Here is an 18,966-nt window from a genome sequence, read left to right as displayed (position 1 = left end):
CAGAAAATGCAGATGTGTCAAGGAAATGCGAGCAGAGGCAAGAGGGCACCTACTGGGAGACCAAGCCGCAGAGATGTCACACCAGATGTTACTCTTCTGTGACACGCTTGTTGAGCTCGGGCTCTACTGCAACGGGGTACTCGCCAGTAAAGCAAGCGGTGCAGTAGCCGATCCCCGGCTCATGTGGGACGGAGAGGAGGAGGCTGTCTAGCGAGAGGTAGCGTAGAGAGTCGGCCCCGATGGCTTGGCCAATCTCTTCTTCAGTTTCGTAGTAGTTGGCAATCAGCTCCTCGTAGCTGGGGAAGTCCATGCCGTACTTGCATGGATAGCGGATCGGTGGCGCGGTAACGCGCAAATGGACTTCGCGGGGACCAGCTTGGCGGATGAGCTGGATTAGTGCCTTGGAGGTTGTGCCTCGAACGATGGAATCGTCGACAACGACCACCTTCCTGCCTGATAGGACACTACGAACGGTGTTGAACTTCGTCCGTACCTTGAGCTCTCGTTGGTTCTGTTCTGGGGCGATGAAGGTGCGTCCGACATAGTGGCTGCGAATCAGGCCAACGTCGAACTGCGTTGGAATACCCTGTTCAGCATTGGCACGAGCATACCCAACGGCAGCAGTGTTGCCGCTGTCAGGGACTGGGATGACCACGACGGGATCATCAGGGGAGTCTGTAAGGACTGGGCTTTCCTTTGCTAGGCTCTCCCCTAGTCTTCGGCGGACTGCATCTACGCTATGGCCGAAGATGGTGCTGTCAGGGCGGGAGAAGTAGATGAACTCAAAGATGCAGTGTCGAGCCTCGGGGGTAACTTCTGCGACGGGGTAGCTCTTCATCTCCCCGGTCACCACGGTGTCTTGGTCTATGACCACAATCTCGTTGTGGCGCACATCCCGGACGTACTCAGCCCCTACGAGGTCGAAGGCACACGTCTCCGAAGCCACAACGTATGCATGTTGTCCGTCGCGGACCGGTAAACGCCCAATCGCTAAGGGGCGAAAACCATGAGGGTCACGGACAGCGATGAGGGCGGTGTCAGTAAGGATGACCAAAGAGTATGCGCCACGCGCGATCCGAAGTGCTTCTCGGATCTGCTCTAGCTGTGTTACCTGGCGGCTGCGGGCTATGAGGTGGAGGAAGAGTTCGCTGTCGGTGGTGCTCTGGAAGATTGCACCTTCTTCCTGGAGCTGTTGGCGCAAGGATCGAGTGTTCGTCAGGTTCCCGTTGTGTGCCAGAGCGAGGTTCCCCATCCGGTAGGTGATGTGGAAGGGCTGGATGTTGGCTGGCGAAGGGCTACCGGTTGTGGAGTACCGATTGTGTCCTATCGCTGCGTCACCCTTGAGGACGTTCTGCAGAACGTCTGGCGTGAAGACATCGAGCACGAGTCCTTCACCCTTGTAGCTGACGAAACGTCGGCGATGCTTCTGGTCCCAGTAGGCAGAGACAATCCCTGTAGCCTCCTGCCCTCGGTGCTGCAACGCATGCAGGCAGTAGTAAGCAATTAGGGCTGCTTGGGGATGGTTGTAGACTCCAACGACCGCACACTGGGGTCGGAGCTCTGTACTTAGGCTGGTGTCGGTACGCGCATGATGCATCGCTGGCGCAAAACTATGGACTCACGGGCGGAGGGACGGAACGGGAGGGCACAAACACAAGGCTGAGTCGGTCCGTCTTGGAGATCCCCAAGGGACGGCGCACGGTGGCACCGTAGAGCCAGAGGGGGAGTTGGTCGGTGTAGTGGTGGCTCAGGAAATGGCCTGAGACCCCACCGGGGAGTGCAACAGCCCATGTAGAATCTGCAAGGTCTGCTATGAAGCGGGCAGAAGCCCCAAGCATCTGTCTGAATGGTTCCCAGAGGCGCCACTCGCCAGTATTGACTGTTGTTGGGGCTCCTGGCGTCGGGTACGGTCCGCGCGAGAACAGGGGCCGAAGCAACGGGTGGAGCCCTAGTGGATGCTCTAAGTGAAGCTGATGGAGTCGCTCGTAGCGCCACGAGCTAATGTCGTTCCCTAATCGGTGGCGGAGGGTATCAATCGCCTCGACGAAACTTCGATGCAGTATGTCGCGAAGTGTCTCGCGGCGCTGAGTTCGTGGGTCGTCGAAGAACGCTGCATAGAGGGCAGGGAGGAGCTCCCAGAGCCGTCGTAACGCGAGGTTGCTTAGGAAGAGGTACTCTCGTAGGCGTGGCGGCGAGAGATGCTGACCAAAGGTATTTACCAGGAGGCGTTGCAGCAGGATAGCGAAGATGCTAGCTCCAACGGAGGAACGGCCAAAGTGGCAGTCCCAGGACCGGAGTGAATCCAGAACGTGCTGCTCTACTCGAGATCGTGGTTGACGCTCTTCCAGCAACGGCAGCACGACTTTGAGGACATTCCGGGCATATGGGGAGACGACATCAATCTGCATGCGCTCGGCATCACTGAGGGTGTAGTCAGCGCCGTACTGTGAGAGGAGCTCCGTCAGGCGCTCTGCGCGGGAGTGGGGCTCCCAGATGTAAGTCAGTGGGAAGGGGAGCTGGGGTGCCAGTTGGTTATTGGCGCTCACAACGAAACCCTGTTTGGGGTTGGCGACCGAAGGCAATTCGAGAGCCTGTAGGAGGCCACGCCACCAGTATTGTGGCTCCCAGCCTTTCAGCGGGAATGCCCACGTTTGCTCTGGCGCCGTGCTATCTCTAATGGGGACTAGCCCAGCCGCTTGGGCTGCGATGGTACCGCGATGGTCGGCGTAGACGAAGCAGAGTACGGGGGCTACCCATGTCCGAAGGGCACTGCGGAATTGGCTCAGCGAGCGAGCTCGGCCAATCCGGTAAGCAGCCAAGACCTCATCGCTAACCGTGTCAGCAGCCCATCGGTAGCTAAGACGATAACGCCGGAGCAAGGGATTGGTGCTTGTGTCCGAGCGTCGGCGGAATAGGAAAGCAGGGGCTGCAAAGAGATGGACGTCAGAGATGATCGGGCCGTTATGCGAGCGTAGGATCTCGATGACCATAGGTGGTCTTCCGCGGACATGGATTGTATCACGCTGTCGCTGGAAGCGACGCCACTGCTTGCCATCCCAGTAGCGGGTTGGTGCTGTTGAGTCAATCTGCTCCAACACGAAATCAGATTCGTCGGCCATCAGGTTCGTCACACCCCAGGCGATGAAGCGGTTGCGGCCAATGATCACCAATGGGAGCCCGGGCAGAGTAAGGCCAGCGACTTCGTAGTCAGGCGAGAGAATGCATACAGGATACCAGCGTGCTGGTAGTCCAAGGACTAAGTGCGGATCGTTTGCCAGCACAGCCCCCGTGCGAGTTCGGACAGCCCATGCATTGCTTCCTTGGCCAGCTGCTGGGCGTAGCCATGGTAGGAGTGCTGTGCGGAGCGACGCTAGCTCTGAGAAACCATAGGGGGGCGGCGGCAATGTAGGATGCTGACTCCGGGAGCCATTAGGAGGGGGAAAATTTGCTGGCTCCTTGCCGACAATTGTAGGTGCACTGCTCGGGTATCCAGGCAAGAGGTCCCACGCCTTCTCCACTCCGATTTCTTCGGCAATAGCTCCGACGGCGATGTCGCTCCAGAAGCAGAATGCCAGGTCAAAGGCCATGAGGCGGGCTATTGCCAATGAGTGCTGTGGAGTCCAGGGTTCGGGATGGTAGCCAAGGATGAGGAACTCAGGTGGCAGTCGGCGGGCATTCTGTTGTAGCCAGGCATTGACTCCCTCGGCATACCGCCGCAGGATAGAGCGCGATATCGGGTGGAGGTTCTCCCACAGCCGCTGAGCCATTCTACCGAAGCCGAGAGTGCGCATGAGGTAGTCCAGGGGCAGCGCTTCTTCGCCGACGAGTTCCGCAACTCGTCCCAGGGCAATTCGGCGCAGAATGTCCATCTGCCAGAGGCGATCTTCGGCGTGGAGGTAGCCGAGTGCAAAGAAGGCGTCAGAGGTGTGTGCTGCACGGATTGTCGGGATCGCAAAGGAGTCGCGCCAGACGACAACGCTGTCCTGAACGGCCACTCGAACAATAGCGAACTCTAACGGTAGCGAGCGGGAGAGGAAGAACCAGCCGCCGATGCCGAGGGAGAGTGCCACAATAATTGCAACACCCAGCAGTGGGAGTACGAAGCGCCACAGCATTCCTTAAAGCCAGCCATGCTCGCGATACCACTCGACAGTCTTCCGCATTCCCTCTACTAGTCCCACCGTCTGTCTGTACCCAAGCTCAACGGCAGCTTTTGTAGGCTGGCAGATCCAGTAGGGCTGGATCATGTCCCACCCCTTCTCCAAGTCAAATACTGGCGGACGGCGCATGATCCAACCAGCGACCTCCGCGATACTAGCAACGCCCAAAATGAAGGCATGGGGGACCCGAATTCGCCAGACGTAACGCCGTCCCAACGCTACACGTGCTGCTTCTGTCAGCTGTCCCCAGGTGTAATACTCCTCGGAGCTGATGAAGTAGACTTGGCCTACAGCACGTTCAGAAGCAGCTGCTTGTAGGATGCCTCGGACTAAGTCTTCGACATACACCAGGCTAAGGTACTTCTCCTGAAAGCCGATCAGAGGTGCAATTCCGAGCCGGACAGCCCGGAAGAAAGGGAGCGTGGCAGCATCACGCGGACCATAGACGGCTGGTGGCCGAATGACTGTCACCGGTAGACGGTCCGCTGCCGCTAGTACAGCTTCCTCTGCAGCCTTCTTGCTCTTACCATATGCCGTTATGGGCTGACAGGGAGAGGTCTCGGTCACTGGCTCCGCTAACGAGCGGGCAGGCCCAACAGCTGCCAGGCTGCTGAGGAAAACGAACCGCTGGAGGCTTGGAGCATATCGGAGAACAGCCTGGAGCAGGTTCACTGTGGCATCCCGATTCCCTCTCATGAACTCCGCGGCACTCCGTGCGGCAATAACTCCCGCGACGTGGCAGACGATATCCACGCCCTTGACGGCTGGCGGGAGTGTTTCTGGCGCAGTTAAGCTCGCCTCTACAATCTCTACGGGCTTGCCGACGAGCCAGCGGCGATTGCTCTGGCGCCGGACGATACAACGTACTTCGATCCCCTGGCGGAGCAACGCCTCCACTAAGTGGCTCCCGATGAACCCTGTAGCACCGGTAACAAGAGCTTTCATAGGCTCTCCCTGCTGCGAGCACCCGGAGCCGCAAAAATAGCACCCTATAGGGCTGGCGCGCTTTTAGAGGTAGTCCAGCACGTCATGCCGTGTGATGACAGCAGTTGGGTGGCCAAACTCAGAGAGCACAATTGCTGGGTATTCACGCAGAACCTGGATTCCCTCTTGGATAGAGGCATGGGCGTCAACCACGGGGAGGGGGTCTTCCATGAACTGTTGGAGCGGCTCAGAGAGGGAGGAGGGATTGTCCAGCAATGCCTTCAAGAGGCGACTCTCTCGGACTGTACCGAGGAGCTGACGCTGTTCAATGACAGGGAGCTGGGAGATCTCATAAGCGCTCATCTGTTGCAGTGCCTCCTGAACAGAGGCCGATGGAGGCAGTGCTACGAGAGCAGGAACCCGTCCACGGGATAGCTTCGTCTGAAGCACGCTCTTCAGCGAGAAGTCACCAATATCCAGTAGCCGGTGCTGACGCAGCCATTCTTCAGAGTGATGCTTGGTCAAGTAGCGTTCGCCCGTATCGCAGATGATTGTTACGACAACCGCGTCGGCCGGTAATAGGCGAGCTACATGGAGGGCTGCTGCCACATTCGTTCCCGAAGAGCCACCGCAGAAGATGCCTTCCTCTCGTGCGAGACGGCGCGCCGTAAGGAAGGATTCTCGGTCGCTGATGGCGATGACCTCATCAATGAGGTTGATGTCCAAGTTGGCTGGAATCCGCTCCTGTCCGATGCCCTCCACTAAGTAGGGGATGGCTTCGCCGACACGGCCCGTCTCCTTGTACCCCTTGATCACCGAACCTACGGGGTCAGCAGCAATGATGCGGATGGCGGGATTCATACGCTTGAGAAAGCGGGCCACGCCGGTGATAGTACCGCCGGTTCCAATCCCAGCAACGAAGTGGGTAACGCGCCCTTCGGTATCTTCCCAAATTTCTGGTCCTGTGGTCTGCTCATGGATGGCGGGATTGGCCGGGTTGTCGTACTGGTTCAGCATAATAGCGTTTGGCAACTCCCGAGCTAAGCGCTGGGCGACATTGAAGTAGTAATCCGGTGAGCTGGGACCGACGGCTGAAGGGACAATGAGAACATCGGCGCCCAGTGCCTGCAGATACCGGATACGTTCCTGCGAGGCCTTATCAGTCATCACGAAGAGGCATTGGTAGCCCTTCAGTCGGGCCGCTAAAGCCAGACCAATGCCGGTATTGCCGCTTGTAGGCTCTACGATCAGCAGTCCCGGTCGCAAACGGCCTTCACGTTCCGCAGCTTCAATCATCGCGATCCCAATCCGGTCCTTCACCGAACCTCCAGGATTCCGATTCTCTAGCTTAACCAAGACCGTAGCAGCGATACCGGCCGTTACGCGCTGTAGCTTGACCAGGGGCGTTTTCCCGATGAGCTGCAAAACGTTCTCGTAGAACCGCATCGCTAAGCTGGACTCAAAGGGACACCGGCCACAATATAGCACGCTGCGATTGACTTCGGCAACATAAAAAGGAGCGCCGAGGTCGACCTCGGCGCTCCCGTACGCTACTCCCGTGCGCTTATCAGCGAGGCTGCTGCTCCGTTTGTGCTGACCCTTTCGCTTCGTGTTTCTTAGCCTGTGCCCGCTTCTTTGCACGCTCGTGCTTCTTTGCCTCTTTATGCTTCTGTTCGTGCTTTGCCTCTTCGCGCTTCTGCTCGTGCTTTCCTACTCCCTCGTGTTTCGTTTCCGTGGGCTTCGCAGGCGCGGGGGTGTGCTGTGTCGATGTCTGTGGCTTCGTCATCTGCCACGTAGGAGCAGCTGTCTGCTGTGCTGCAGCAGCCATAGCGCCGCTCGTGACCAGAGCCAGCGCCACTACCAGGAGGCGCTTCATGGGACAACCTAAGGTTGTTGAACATAACCTCAACCGCAGTGGCAAAACTACCGTCAAGCCTCTGAGAGGTGCATGAACCTCCTGTGAAAGAGGTCCCAAAAAGAGGGCAAAGGAAGCTAAAACGTTGCTGATAGTTCTTTCATCCTCAGGCAGAGAGTGCATTCGGCAGCTTCAACTAAGTTTGTGAAGTAGGGCAAGGTCATCTTTCTGGGGCCTGTGCTCATGGAGTACAACAACTTTGTCAACGGGCGATGGCTCCCGAGCCGAAGCGGACGTCGGTTTGAAAAGCGTAATCCTGCGGATACGCGCGATTGCATTGGTCTCTTTCCGCTCTCTTCAGCTGCCGATGTAGCGGAAGCTGTTGCAGCAGCGAAGGCAGCTTATGAGCGGTGGCGCTTGACTCCTGCACCCTACCGTGGAGAGCTCGTCCGGCGAGCAGGGGATATCTTAAGCCGGCGCAAGGAGGAGCTTGCTCGTGCAATGACCCGTGAGATGGGCAAGCCCCTTGTGGAGGCTCGCGGAGACGTCCAGGAGGCCATAGATACGGCCTACTACGCTGCTTCCGAAGGGCGACGACTCTTCGGCTACACTACTCCCAGTGAGCTTCCCAACAAGGTGAATCTCTCCTTCCGCATGCCCGTTGGTGTCTGTGGGCTTATTACGGCTTGGAACTTCCCAATTGCCGTGCCTTCATGGAAGATCTTTCCAGCCCTCGTAGCTGGAAACACGATTGTTTGGAAGCCCTCAGAGGACTCTCCATGGTGTGCGAACCTGCTGGCGGAAGTGCTCATAGAGGCTGGCATTCCCGAAGGGGTCTTCAACGTTGTCCACGGGGACGCCGAAGCTGGGGAAGCACTTGTGCGCCATCCTGATGTGCGTCTCATTGCTTTTACTGGCTCTACAGCAGTTGGACGCCAGATTGCTAGCCTCTGTGGGGCGCTGAACAAGAAGTGCTCTCTGGAGATGGGTGGGAAGAATCCGCTGATCATCCTGCCGGACGCTCCACTTGAGCTTGCTCTGGAAGGGGTCCTCTGGGGAGCTTTTGGCACCTCAGGACAACGCTGTACAGCGACCTCCCGCTTGATCCTCCATCGCCAGATTGCCGAGACGTTCCTGGGGCAGCTCTGCGAGCGCACTCAGGCCCTACGGATCGGCAATGGCTTGCGTGAAGATGTCAATCTTGGGCCAATCATCAATGCCCGGCAGCTCCAGCGTATAGAGCAATATGTCCAGATCGGACTCCAGGAGGGGGCGAGGCTTCTAGTTGGGGGGCAGCGCCTTACCGATGGGGAGTATGCCTATGGCTTTTTCTTCGCACCGACAATCTTCACTGATGTGAAACCGCAGATGCGCATCTTCCGGGAGGAGATCTTCGGGCCAGTACTCTGCGTCACGGCAGTGGATTCGTTAGAGGAGGCGATTGCTGTAGCCAACGACAGCGAGTATGGCCTTTCGTCCTCCATCTACACACGGGACATTGCAGCAGCCCTGCGCGCAATCCGTGACTTAGAGGCTGGAATCACGTACGTCAATGCACCGACGATTGGGGCAGAAGCCCACATGCCCTTTGGTGGCATCAAAGCAACGGGGAATGGACACCGTGAGGGTGGCTGGACCGTCTTTGACATCTTCACAGAGTGGAAGACCGTCTACATCGACTACTCTGGCAAGCTGCAGCGTGCGCAGATTGACGTTGAGAGAGGATGAGACAGGAGGTACCCTTAGCGGCTGGGACTTACGAGCAACTCGGCGAAGAGTTAGCGGCGCTCTGGTCGGATGAGATAGACTTCTTCGTCCGTGCTGCTAATATGGCTGCCCTCCTCTTCTGGCGATTGCCAGAGGTAAATTGGGTGGGGTTCTATCTGCGTGACGGCGACGACTTGCTCCTAGGGCCCTTTCAAGGGAGACCAGCATGTCAGCGGATCCCCATTGGCCGGGGTGTCTGCGGTCAAGCTGCATTGCGACGTCAGCCAATCATTGTTCCGGACGTTTCCGCCTTTCCGGACTACATTGCCTGCAGTCCAGAGACTAGAGCAGAACTCGTTGTCCCGATGGTAGCAGGAGACGTACTCTGTGGTGTTGTCGACCTCGATAGTTCTCAACTTGATCGCTTCACGCAAGAAGATGCACAGGGTATCCAGCAGCTTGTCGATCAGCTCATTGCAGGCTCAGACCTGAAGCGACTCCGGCGCTATTACCGATGGTGAGCCGAGCTCTGCTCTACGATTGGTATCGTGCCGCGAGGAGGCTCCTAGTTGGTCTTGCTGTGTTCTGGGGGACAGCAACCGCAGCTCAGCCAGTCATCAATGAGCTCATGCCTGTTCCACCGAAAGGGGAGCCAGAGTGGCTGGAGCTCTTCAACGCTGCAGACACACCGGTAGCGTTCTCCAATTGGTGGCTGACCGATTCACGAATGGCTGTCCGTCTGCCGGCTTTCGTGCTCCCTCCCCGAGGCTATGCTGTCCTATGCCGTGACACCGTGGCTCTCCGCGAGGTCCGAAGCCTACCAGCCATGGCTGTACTGATCGAACTCCGACTCCCCACCCTCAACAACACAAGCGATGTCATCACCCTACGGGCTTCCGACTCATCTTTGGTGGACTCGGTGTACTACTCCGTGAGGTGGGGCAGGGCGGGGGTGTCGTTAGAGCGGGCTCGGGCAGAGCTACCGGCGTGGTCTCCGGAAAACCTCCTCCCGTCCCAGTCTCCGACAGGGGCAACAGCTGGCGATGTGAATAGCGTCACCCCCGTCCCCGTGGACTATGCCTGCGCTGATTTCCGGCTGCTGTCAAGCGATACGCTCCTCGTAGCAGTCATCAACACTGGGACAACTGCCCAAAGCAGGGTGTCGTATACTGTGTGGCTGGATCGTGACGGTGATTCTAGCTTTTCTCCTGCGGAGCTACGCTTGCGGAGGTCTCTTCCGCCACTACAGCCGGGGCAGAGATGGGAGGAGCGAATTCCTGCGGAGGCTCTCTGGGGGGAGCTTCCCAGAGGATGGTACATGCTGCAGCTCGTAGTGGAGCTGGCTGAGGATGTCCGCCGATGGAATGATACCCTTCGGCGGCGCTACTATCGTTCGGTGGGGTCCTCGGTGGTCCGGATCAATGAGATCCTCTACGACCCTCTGCCGAATGGAGCAGAGTTCGTTGAGCTCGTCAACGTTGGGGAGGACACAGTCACATTGGAGGGGTGGTTGCTTCACGACCTAGGCAGCAGTTCCGATACGCTGCGGATTGGTACCGCATTGCGCTTAGCCCCGAATCAGTTTGGTGTACTGGGGTGGGATAGCTCCCTTCTGGTGGCCTATGCAGAGCTGCAAGGGAGCTCGAGCATGTATATCGGGACTCCGGCTCTCACGCTGAACAATGCGGGCGACGGGATCGTGCTTCGCGATCCGAATGGAATTGTGGTGGATTCAGTCTCTTACGACCCCACGTGGCATGACCCTGCTGTAGGGAGCGCACGGCGTGGTAGAAGCCTGGAGAAGCTCCATCCCCTCCTGCCTTCATCTGAGCGGAGCTCATGGAGCACTTGTGCGGCTCCCGCAGGAGCAACCCCTGGAGCTCCAAACAGCATCGCCGTGCCATCCTTGCCCGACGGCGAGCTAACGGCTTCTCCAAATCCCTTCCGACTCTCTGCTGCGGAACGCCAGTACTGCGTCATCTCGTATCGCTTACCGTTCCAGAAGGCGCTGGTAACAGTTCGGATCTTCTCTGACGAAGGGGCTTGCCTACGGACATTGCTATTGGCTGCATACTCTGCAGCCCACGGCCATGTAGCGTGGGACGGGAGGAGTGACCGAGGGGAGCTGGTGCCACCAGGACCTTACGTTGCTCTAGTGGAGGCACAGGAGGCTGGTGGGGTCGGTCGCTACGAGGCCAAGGCTGTAATCGTTGTAGGGTACTGATGGCTTCTCGAACGGTTCTGTGGCTCTTGCTATGGCGGTGGCTACTGCTGCGCCGGCGGTGGGGGATCATCCAGATAATCGCTGCCCTGTCAGTCGTTGGGATTGGGATTGGGACAGCAACGTTGCTGAGCGTGTTGAGCATCTTCAAGGGGTTTCATCAGGCGGTACAGGTGCTGCTTCTCCGCTATGAGCCGCACCTTCGGATTCTGCCGGCGCGTGGGCAGTGGCTCAGCGTTACGGAAGACACGCTCCAGCGATACGCCCGTACAGTAGGAGCGCGAGCAGTCTTGCCGATGATTTCGCAGAAGTTCCTCCTCCAGCGCGGAGAGTCCTTTGCCGCGGCAGTCCTCATTGCGGCTCCAGAGGAGGCCCTACGGGAAGCTACGGACATCGAGCAGAGCATCCTCGCAGGGGAGTTCGACCTTCGGCATGATGGACTGCCCACAGCTGTCGCTGGTGCTGGGATTGCTGAACGTTTGCGGCTCTTGCCAGGTGATACGGTGAGGCTCTGGAGTCCGGCAATGATAGAGCAGATGGCTGTCGGACTTTCCTGGGGCCAAGGTGTCCCTGTGCAGGTTGTGGGCATCTTCCAAGCGCCTGCGGGGGAAGAGCAGAGCTTTGCCCTCTACGTGAATGCCGCTTTTGGACGTCGACTGCTCCAGCTCCCGCCACAGACGTGGAGCGGCATCGCCCTCTGGTTGCCGCAGACGGAGCAGACAGATTGGGCGGTAAAGACTCTTCGGCAGATGCTCCCGACCTCACTCCAAGCGGTTCCGTGGTACGAGTTCCACCGGCAGCTCTACGATGTGCTTCGCTTGGAGCGATTGGGAACGTTCGCCGTCTTGAGCTTGATTGTAGTAGTAGCGGTCTTCAACGTTGCGGCTTCGCTCTGGATGAGCGTCGTCCAGAAAAGCCGTGAGCTAGCTCTTCTGCGCGCCTTGGGGCTGCAAGCTCGAGATATCCAGCGGCTGTACCGATGGCAGGGAGTTGTGCTTGGGGTGGTTGGCATTGGACTAGGAATGCTCGGCGGACTGGGGTTCTACTGGGGACAGCAGCATTTTGGGTGGTTTCGCTTAGACCCCTTGCGCTACATCTTGTCGCGGCTGCCGGTCTTCCTCGAGCTCTGGGACGTTGTGCTCATCATTGGGGTTGCCTTTGCACTTGTGCTCTTCGCCAGTGCCTATCCTGCCTGGCGGGCCGGGCGGCAGCAGATTACCGAAGCGCTACGTGAAGAGTAGGAGTCCTGCATGGCATAGCTCAGAGTGTGGAGTGTAATTTTGCGGCCGCCATGTGGCCTTTGCTGCTCATAGCACTCTACGGTGGCTGGGCGCAGACGACCGTCCCCGACGATGCCTCACAGTACACTGACGTCGGGAACATACGGCTGACGATTTCCAACTTTGGAACCCTGGGTACAGGGTTCGCCAATTGGCCAACGCAGCCCTCGTGCGAGTATCCTCGGGGGAGCGGGATAGAGCATCTCTTCATTGGCGGGCTGTGGGTAGGAGGGCGGGTCCGCAGGGGTGGAGAAGAGTTCATTGCCGTCTCCACGGCCGCTATTGATGTCGCCTCGGCGCGCTACGCCAGCGAAGGCTTCGAGTTCACGCCCCTGACTCCGGTCCAGAAGCGCTCCACGCTTCCAACTGACCCGTACTACACTCCGCGGGCTATCAGCCACCGAGACATCATCGTGGAGTTCACCGACACCAACAGGGTGGTGCCGGGAACTGGCCAACAGATTCCAGGACACACAGTTCCCTTAGGGCTGCACGTCCGCTTGGAGGCCTATGCTTGGAACTATCCCTTCGCCGATGCCTTCGTCATCTTGTGGTACACGCTCTACAACGTCTCCGCGAACCCGATTGAAAGCCTCTACGTTGGGCTATGGACCGATGCTGTAGTCCGCAATACTCGGCTCGTCGCGCCTCGAGGAAGTTCTTTCTACAGCGCCGGAGCCGAAGGATTCCTCCCCGAGGAGGCGCTCATCTATGAGTGGGATGCCGCAGGGGACCGAGGATTGGCTGACAGTTACTTTGCGCTGAAGTTTCTAGGTAGCGAACCAGCTGCCCCCGGGTACTTCTTCAACTCGTGGCAGTTCCGGAATACCACCGGGGACGAATGGACCCAGTCCCCGCAGAATGACCTTGCTCGCTACCGACGGCTCTCCAGTAGCTTCCTGGGACAGGTCTCGTTGGAGTACGCTCGTCAAGCGCTGCGAATTCCCAGCAACCGTTCCATTCTGCTCTCCGTGGGGCCTTTTGCCACGCTGGCTCCAGGGGATTCCCTGCGGGTTGCCTTTGCCGTCATCTGCGCAAAGAAGCCGGGGGAACCGACGGCCGACAACGATGCCACACGGGTCAACCTCCTTCGCTACGCCCGATGGGCACAGCGGGCATATAACGGGACCGACTTGAATGGCAATGGCCGTTTAGACGCCGACGAACCCGATCTACTTGGCAACGGACAGATTGTGCGCTTCGTGCTACCGTCGCCTCCAGAGGTGCCACGGCTCCGGTTAGAGGTTGGGAGTGGAGAGGCAACGCTCTACTGGAGCGACAATGCTGAAAGCTCGCGAGATATCTTCACCAATCGGCGCCATTTTGAGGGCTATCGGCTGTGGTTTGCTGGACCCTCTGTTGGCAGTTCCGACACCCTACAGCTCCTGCGGCAGTGGGATTTGCCGGCCAACGGAGTCGGGTATGATAACGGCTTCGCTTCCATCCGTCTTCGCGACCATGAAGGACGTCCAATTCGGCTCCGCTTCCCGGGGGATACAACGGGCTACACCTACGCTTACCGTGTGGAGAACCTTCTGGACGGCTGGCTCTACCGAATCGCTCTGACAGCCTTCAGCTCTCCCGACGAGCTCAATGGCATTCCGTCGTTGGAGTCTAGCCCGCTTTCCACGGAGATCTTCTTCATCCCGGGGCGCCGTCCGGTGCCGAGCGACAGCATCCAGCGCATAGGTATAGTCCCCAACCCTTACCGTCTCTCGGCCAGTTGGGAGTCTGGGGGATCCGAGCGCGGACGCAGACTCTACTTCTACAACCTCCCGCCGCGCTGCCGTATCCGCATCTGGAATGCCGCAGGGGAGGAGATTGCCACCCTCTGGCATGATGGCAGCAGTCAAGGCGAGCAGCCTCCGGCGACGAGCGGTATCCCAGGGCTTCAAGTCAGCGGTGGCCTCTACGCTTGGAATCTGCTCAGCAAGGCTGACCAACCGATAGCACCAGGGCTATACCTGGTAATCGCCGAAGATGCAGAGACCTCAGCCATTCGGGTGGGGTACTTCCTCGTCGTCAAGTAGGTCAAGGGGAGTCTGCCAATGCGACGTCCATTCTCTATCGCTCTGCTCTCGTGCTTGGTCCTCCTCGATGGAATAGGACAGTATCGGCGGGTTCATGTCCACGAGATCATGGAGCTGCCGCCGGACTCGATTGCTGTCGGTTCACTGCTCTCACCATTCCTAGGGGATACGGTGCTGCTTGTCGGGATCGTCACAGTGCCACCAGTACTCGATCCAGCTTCGGATCGGCGTCCTCTGCTGTGGGCTGGGGCGCGATGGGTGAGCTTCCTGCGGGACTCCAATCCCCAGTTACGGGCATATGCTGGCATCAACATCCTGCAGACGGACACTACAGTGCAGACGACGTACTTTGACCGCATCCGGCCTGGCGACTACGTGGAGGTGCTGGTGCGCATCACGAACTTTCCCACAAGCTCCGATCCCATTCGGAATCGCTTAGGGCCGACACAAGCTGAGGTTATAACGTCACGTCCTGTGGAGTTTTTGGACTTCGGTGTGCCACTCCCAGACCCTGTGCCTGTGCGGATCTCTGATTTCTACACCGGCCCAGTCGGGAATGCAACACCAAACATCAGCCAGGGGTCTCGATACGTGGGGATGCTCGTAGAGCTGCGAGATGTTACCGTCGTTGCCAACCAGCCCATCATCGTTGTTGCTGATGCCGACGGGAACCAGATGTACATGCGGGACCAGTCTGGGTACTTCACGACTCGTGGCCACCGACTGCGCAACTTCACGCCTTATCCTGTCGGGCAACGTATCAGGCGTCTACGTGGCTACATTACGGCAAGCACAGTCGGTGGACAGCCACAGTCGTTCATGATTACGCCCGTATACCCGGAGGACGTAGAATTGGGGACAACACCTCCTGTCATCACATCGGTAACACGCGACCCTGCTCGACCGTTTCCACGCTCCACCGATTCCGTTCCGATCACTATCGGACTGCGACAAGGAGATCTCCCACTGGCCTACGTCCATCTGAGGGTAGATGTAGGCGGGCAGACGCGTACTATCCCTGCCACTCGCCGATCCGACACGATGTTCGTGGCCACCATTCCGCCGTATCCGTCTGAGACCCTCGTGCGATACTGGGTTGAGGCTGTTGATACAGCTGGGACCCAGGTTCGGATGCCCTTACGGGGAGAGTACTTCTACACGGTGTTGGACCGAGCCCCACGGATTGCCGACATCCGGCGTACGCTCAACCTGGATGGCTCTTCCGGCTACATTGGATTCCGCGTCACTGTAGAAGGAGTCATTACGGCCGACACTTCGGACATTCCCAACAACGCCGCCCCACGGATGTACCTGCAGGACGACACCACAGCATTCTCCGGTATCTGGCTCCATACGACGGCAACCACGGACCCCATTCGCAGCTTCCGGCGTGGGGATAGAATCCGGGTCTCAGGAATTGTCACGGAACTTGGTGCTCGGGCTCAGGATCGCCATGTGACGGCGCTGACAGCACTAGCCTTGGTTGACCAGAACGGCGACGGTGGCTTCATCTCTAGCGGGAACACCATTCCACCGGTGCTCGTCTCCACGCGTTCCATTGCTGACAAACGGCGAGGGGAGATGCCGGCTGAAGGGTGGGAGAGTATGCTCGTTGAGATGAGAAACGTTGTCGTGACGGACACAAACGCCGATGCTCCCTCCAACTTCGGGGAGTTCTTCGTTGTAGATGCCGAACTCTTCGGCACTCCGCAGGAGGCGACAGCGCGATTGCGCGTAGAGACCGACGATGGTGCGACTCGCTATGGTACTCGCGGGACTGATGGCAAGATAGTCCTCCAGCGCGGCCAGCGGCTGGAGTATCTCCGGGGCATCCTCTTCTACAGCTTCGGCAACTACAAGCTCGTTCCCCGTAAGGATGATGACCTCGGACTCGTTGTCAGCGTTCCTCTACCGAATAGTCGTGCTCTACAGCACGCGGGCAAGGGAATAGTAAGCCAGGATGGCATCCTGGAAGTGACACTTCCGAGCGATGGACCAGCAGTGGTAGAGCTCTACAATTGGCTCGGGCAGCGTGTCTGGAGATGGCAGGGGAATGTCTCATCCTCTGCGTTGCGGTTGAGCCTTTCCGAACTTCCTTCGGGAGTATACGTGGCCGTTGTCGGCGCTAGGGAGCACCGAGAAGTCTCCTCGGTCGTCCTTGTGCACTGACAGGCTTCCTATGGGACGATGTTGGCGAACTACAACCCATTTGAGCGAGAAGAGCTGGCAGCGGCTTACGATCAATGGTATGAGTCGCCACTGGGTGCGTTTGTAGAGGCTCAGGAGCTGGCGGCACTCCAACGGCTTGTGGAGAGGCTAGAGCGTAATCAGCCCATCGTCGAAGTCGGTGCTGGTACAGGACGGGTTGCGGCGTGGTTGGCACAGCTCGGATTCCGAGTCATCGCTGTAGAGCCAGCTTCAGCAATGCGCCGGTACGGCGAGCAGCGTACTGCTGGTCTACCAGTCCAATGGGTTGCTGCCCATGCTTCGCTGCTGCCTTTTCCCGACAATTCTCAGACTGCTGTCTTGATGTTCGCTACGCTGGAGTTCGTTGCGGAGCCACTATGGGCCTTACGAGAGGCCCTGCGTGTTCTGCAACCTGGTGGGGTGCTGCTGTTAGGTATACTTCACGCTCACAGCCCCTGGGCAGCTCTTTACTGCTGGTTAGGGCGTCGAGGTGAGCTGCCGTGGAGCTATGCCCGCTTCTACACGCCGGAAGAGTTGGAACAGCTTCTCGGATTTCCTCCGGAAGCAAGGGCCGAGTCCATCTACTGTGCTCCGGGAGCTCAGGCACCGTATGAGGAGGCAGATGCTGCCGGACTCCGTGCAGGCAATCCTCCGGCAATGGTCATCCTCCAGTGGAGGAAACCATGACTGTTGCTGCGACAGTTGCTGTGTATCCCTTGCGACAGCAGGACTACCGTGCCGTTGAGGCAGCAGTCGAAGCTCTATGTTCTTCAGGTTTAGAGGTCGACGTTCAGCCAATGCACACAGAGCTCTCTGGCTCTCTGGATGCAGTGCTGGATGCACTCCGCTCGGCCTTCCAGGCCGCAGCAAGCTATGGTGTGACAGTGATGACCGTTACCCTAACAAACGCCTGCGTTGTGCGCTCAGACTATGAACATCAGGCCTGATCCAGAGACTCTGGTGGCTACCCATGCTGTTTGGTATCCTGTAGTGTTGGACCACATCGAGGTCCTCGGCCCCGATGCACTAGAATTTCTCCACCGGATGAGTACTGCTGATCTGCTTCGATTGACTCCAGGAAAAGTACAGGCAACAGTGTTCACCACTGAGAAAGGGCGAATCAAGGCCGTTGCTTATGTCGTCTGCTACCAGCGAGAGCGTCTAGGGCTTATCTGTGCCCGGTCGTACGGGGTAACGCTCTATCAGTGGCTCCGCCGGTTTCTCGTACTAGAAGAGGTTCGGCTCTCCCAGCCAACCCAGTGTCAAAGTGTTGAAGTCCACGGAGTTTCCGCATCCGCCGTGCTAGCGCAGTTAGGCATAGAGCCCTTGACGGATGCTTCTTCATGGGGCACAGGAGCCTTGAGAGTATGGCAGGGCGGGGAGGTGGTGTGCTTGCGTGTACCTCCTTTTGGCGGGGCCGCATACGGTATCGTGGTGTCAGACACAATGGCATCTGCTCTCTACAGAGCCCTTGAGGACATCTTGGGACCACCACTTTCTGCAGTAGAGCAGGAGGCTCTACGAATCTTGGCAGGCATTGGACGCCATGGTACAGAGTGGACAGAAGACTACAATCCGCTGGAGGCTGGCTTAAACGGACTCATTAGCTTCTCTAAGGGGTGCTACGTTGGGCAGGAGGTAATCGCACGCATAGATACTTACGGCAAACTCCAGCGGCAGCTCATCTGTCTCCAAAGCCTCGAGCCTCTGGTAGCTCCAGCCCCGATCATGGCAAAAGAGCAGCAGGTTGGTGTCCTCACGAGCTCGATAGCCGTTTCGTGGCGTCAGCTTTGGGCAGGGTTAGGGTATGTACGTCGAGAGTGGAGCCGGGAAGGGGTATTCTGGGTTGGGAGTAGCGAAAATACCGTTATTGCAAGCCCGCAATGCCAACAGCCATCATCACAGGAGGGACACGAAGACTAGGAAAAGCCCTTGCAGAAAACTTTGCACGGCAAGGATGGAATGTCGTCATCCACTACTACCGCTCTGAGGAAGGGGCCCAGGAGTTAGAGCAAGTACTGCCACAACGCTACGGGATCCGGGCGATGAGAATCCAGGCAGACTTGCGAAAGCCGAATGAGGTATGGCATGCATTCAGGGAGATAGTGGAGCAGCTTGGTCCACCAGACGTCTTAGTCAACAACGCTGCGGTCTTTCCTCCCGAACATACATTGACAGACCTTACCCCGGGACTTTGGGAAGAGACGCTCAGCACGAACCTCACCGCCTGTCTCTATACGAGCCAGGCCTTCGCTGCTTTCCAGCAGGGGGAAGGCCGCATCATCAATGTAGCCTCCCTTGGTGGACTCCGGACTTGGCGACACCGGGCGGCCTACAATGTCTCCAAGGCTGCTCTCCTCCAGCTAACGAAGAACTTAGCATTGGAACTGGCTCCACGAATCACCGTCAACGCCGTATGCCCTGGGTTGCTTCGGATAGATCCCCAAGACCCAGAGTTCGTCCCTGTTGACCGCATTCCTTCCAGGCGATACGGGAATGCAAGCGATGTCTTTGAAGCCGTCTACTTCTTTGCTACGGCTACTTCATACATCACTGGGCAATGGCTGATTGTAGACGGTGGGTATCACTTGGTGCGATGAGC

15 protein-coding genes are annotated in these 18,966 nt (G+C 58.2%); 10 read left to right on the top strand and 5 right to left on the bottom strand.

Going from position 1 to position 18,966, the window contains the following annotated elements; translation table 11 throughout:
* Nucleotides 1-88: 88 nt before the first annotated feature.
* The 5 genes from purF to NZ960_03220 all read right to left on the bottom strand — a co-directional run bounded on the left by purF (nucleotide 89) and on the right by NZ960_03220 (nucleotide 6,960).
* On the bottom strand, nucleotides 89-1,597 hold the full coding sequence (purF, locus tag NZ960_03240; protein MCS7176630.1) for an amidophosphoribosyltransferase: 1,509 nt from the start codon (nucleotides 1,595-1,597) through the stop codon (nucleotides 89-91).
* Between the two features lie 13 nt (nucleotides 1,598-1,610).
* Nucleotides 1,611-4,115, bottom strand: coding sequence for a penicillin acylase family protein (locus NZ960_03235; GenBank protein ID MCS7176629.1), 2,505 nt, complete (start codon nucleotides 4,113-4,115; stop codon nucleotides 1,611-1,613).
* Nucleotides 4,116-4,118: 3 nt separating this feature from the next.
* Nucleotides 4,119-5,105, bottom strand: coding sequence for an NAD-dependent epimerase/dehydratase family protein (locus NZ960_03230; protein ID MCS7176628.1), 987 nt, complete (start codon nucleotides 5,103-5,105; stop codon nucleotides 4,119-4,121).
* Between the two features lie 63 nt (nucleotides 5,106-5,168).
* Nucleotides 5,169-6,530: a cysteine synthase gene (locus tag NZ960_03225; GenBank protein ID MCS7176627.1), complete on the bottom strand. Its 1,362-nt coding sequence runs from the start codon at nucleotides 6,528-6,530 to the stop codon at nucleotides 5,169-5,171.
* A 121-nt stretch (nucleotides 6,531-6,651) separates the two neighbouring features.
* Nucleotides 6,652-6,960 carry a hypothetical protein gene (locus NZ960_03220; protein ID MCS7176626.1) on the bottom strand — a complete coding sequence of 103 codons (309 nt, stop codon included), beginning with the start codon at nucleotides 6,958-6,960 and terminating at the stop codon, nucleotides 6,652-6,654.
* Between the two features lie 222 nt (nucleotides 6,961-7,182).
* Between NZ960_03220 and NZ960_03215 the strand changes: the two genes are divergently transcribed.
* Genes NZ960_03215 through NZ960_03170 form a run of 10 tightly spaced genes read left to right on the top strand, consistent with a single transcriptional unit; the run spans nucleotide 7,183 to nucleotide 18,964 of the window.
* The gene (locus tag NZ960_03215) at nucleotides 7,183-8,667 is read left to right on the top strand and encodes an aldehyde dehydrogenase family protein (GenBank protein MCS7176625.1); all 1,485 of its coding nucleotides are present in this window, start codon (nucleotides 7,183-7,185) and stop codon (nucleotides 8,665-8,667) included.
* Complete coding sequence (locus tag NZ960_03210; protein MCS7176624.1) at nucleotides 8,664-9,167, top strand: GAF domain-containing protein; 504 nt, start codon at nucleotides 8,664-8,666, stop codon at nucleotides 9,165-9,167. The genes NZ960_03215 and NZ960_03210 overlap by 4 nt, the downstream gene beginning before the upstream one ends.
* Nucleotides 9,161-10,870, top strand: coding sequence for a lamin tail domain-containing protein (locus tag NZ960_03205; GenBank protein MCS7176623.1), 1,710 nt, complete (start codon nucleotides 9,161-9,163; stop codon nucleotides 10,868-10,870). Before NZ960_03210 ends, NZ960_03205 begins: the two co-directional genes overlap by 7 nt.
* A complete protein-coding gene (locus NZ960_03200; GenBank protein MCS7176622.1) occupies nucleotides 10,870-12,108 on the top strand; it encodes an ABC transporter permease in 1,239 nt (412 codons plus the stop codon). The genes NZ960_03205 and NZ960_03200 overlap by 1 nt, the downstream gene beginning before the upstream one ends.
* Before the next feature lie 50 nt (nucleotides 12,109-12,158).
* Complete coding sequence (locus NZ960_03195) at nucleotides 12,159-14,177, top strand: hypothetical protein (GenBank protein ID MCS7176621.1); 2,019 nt, start codon at nucleotides 12,159-12,161, stop codon at nucleotides 14,175-14,177.
* An 18-nt stretch (nucleotides 14,178-14,195) separates the two neighbouring features.
* Nucleotides 14,196-16,346, top strand: a complete 2,151-nt coding sequence (locus tag NZ960_03190) for a hypothetical protein (protein ID MCS7176620.1) — start codon at nucleotides 14,196-14,198, stop codon at nucleotides 16,344-16,346.
* 18 nt (nucleotides 16,347-16,364) lie between these two features.
* Nucleotides 16,365-17,051 (top strand): class I SAM-dependent methyltransferase, encoded by a 687-nt coding sequence (locus NZ960_03185; GenBank protein MCS7176619.1) that lies wholly within the window; start codon nucleotides 16,365-16,367, stop codon nucleotides 17,049-17,051.
* Nucleotides 17,048-17,311 carry a thiamine-binding protein gene (locus tag NZ960_03180; protein MCS7176618.1) on the top strand — a complete coding sequence of 88 codons (264 nt, stop codon included), beginning with the start codon at nucleotides 17,048-17,050 and terminating at the stop codon, nucleotides 17,309-17,311. Before NZ960_03185 ends, NZ960_03180 begins: the two co-directional genes overlap by 4 nt.
* On the top strand, nucleotides 17,295-18,287 hold the full coding sequence (locus tag NZ960_03175) for a hypothetical protein (protein MCS7176617.1): 993 nt from the start codon (nucleotides 17,295-17,297) through the stop codon (nucleotides 18,285-18,287). Before NZ960_03180 ends, NZ960_03175 begins: the two co-directional genes overlap by 17 nt.
* On the top strand, nucleotides 18,248-18,964 hold the full coding sequence (locus NZ960_03170; GenBank protein MCS7176616.1) for an SDR family oxidoreductase: 717 nt from the start codon (nucleotides 18,248-18,250) through the stop codon (nucleotides 18,962-18,964). The genes NZ960_03175 and NZ960_03170 overlap by 40 nt, the downstream gene beginning before the upstream one ends.
* Nucleotides 18,965-18,966 lie beyond the last annotated feature (2 nt).

It is taken from the genome of Candidatus Kapaibacterium sp. (assembly GCA_025059875.1).
Taxonomy (GTDB): Bacteria; Bacteroidota; Ignavibacteria; order Kapaibacteriales; family HRBIN21; genus HRBIN21.
This window is presented reverse-complemented; position numbering and strand designations above follow the sequence as displayed.

What these genes read in the sequence shown, in the direction of transcription:
- purF (MCS7176630.1), bottom strand. Translation starts at nt 1,597, where the DNA reads ATGCATCATGCGCGTACCGACACCAGCCTAAGTACAGAGCTCCGACCC.
- NZ960_03235 (MCS7176629.1), bottom strand. Translation starts at nt 4,115, where the DNA reads ATGCTGTGGCGCTTCGTACTCCCACTGCTGGGTGTTGCAATTATTGTG.
- NZ960_03230 (MCS7176628.1), bottom strand. Translation starts at nt 5,105, where the DNA reads ATGAAAGCTCTTGTTACCGGTGCTACAGGGTTCATCGGGAGCCACTTA.
- NZ960_03225 (MCS7176627.1), bottom strand. Translation starts at nt 6,530, where the DNA reads ATGCGGTTCTACGAGAACGTTTTGCAGCTCATCGGGAAAACGCCCCTG.
- NZ960_03220 (MCS7176626.1), bottom strand. Translation starts at nt 6,960, where the DNA reads ATGAAGCGCCTCCTGGTAGTGGCGCTGGCTCTGGTCACGAGCGGCGCT.
- NZ960_03215 (MCS7176625.1), top strand. Translation starts at nt 7,183, where the DNA reads ATGGAGTACAACAACTTTGTCAACGGGCGATGGCTCCCGAGCCGAAGC.
- NZ960_03210 (MCS7176624.1), top strand. Translation starts at nt 8,664, where the DNA reads ATGAGACAGGAGGTACCCTTAGCGGCTGGGACTTACGAGCAACTCGGC.
- NZ960_03205 (MCS7176623.1), top strand. Translation starts at nt 9,161, where the DNA reads ATGGTGAGCCGAGCTCTGCTCTACGATTGGTATCGTGCCGCGAGGAGG.
- NZ960_03200 (MCS7176622.1), top strand. Translation starts at nt 10,870, where the DNA reads ATGGCTTCTCGAACGGTTCTGTGGCTCTTGCTATGGCGGTGGCTACTG.
- NZ960_03195 (MCS7176621.1), top strand. Translation starts at nt 12,159, where the DNA reads ATGTGGCCTTTGCTGCTCATAGCACTCTACGGTGGCTGGGCGCAGACG.
- NZ960_03190 (MCS7176620.1), top strand. Translation starts at nt 14,196, where the DNA reads ATGCGACGTCCATTCTCTATCGCTCTGCTCTCGTGCTTGGTCCTCCTC.
- NZ960_03185 (MCS7176619.1), top strand. Translation starts at nt 16,365, where the DNA reads ATGTTGGCGAACTACAACCCATTTGAGCGAGAAGAGCTGGCAGCGGCT.
- NZ960_03180 (MCS7176618.1), top strand. Translation starts at nt 17,048, where the DNA reads ATGACTGTTGCTGCGACAGTTGCTGTGTATCCCTTGCGACAGCAGGAC.
- NZ960_03175 (MCS7176617.1), top strand. Translation starts at nt 17,295, where the DNA reads ATGAACATCAGGCCTGATCCAGAGACTCTGGTGGCTACCCATGCTGTT.
- NZ960_03170 (MCS7176616.1), top strand. Translation starts at nt 18,248, where the DNA reads ATGCCAACAGCCATCATCACAGGAGGGACACGAAGACTAGGAAAAGCC.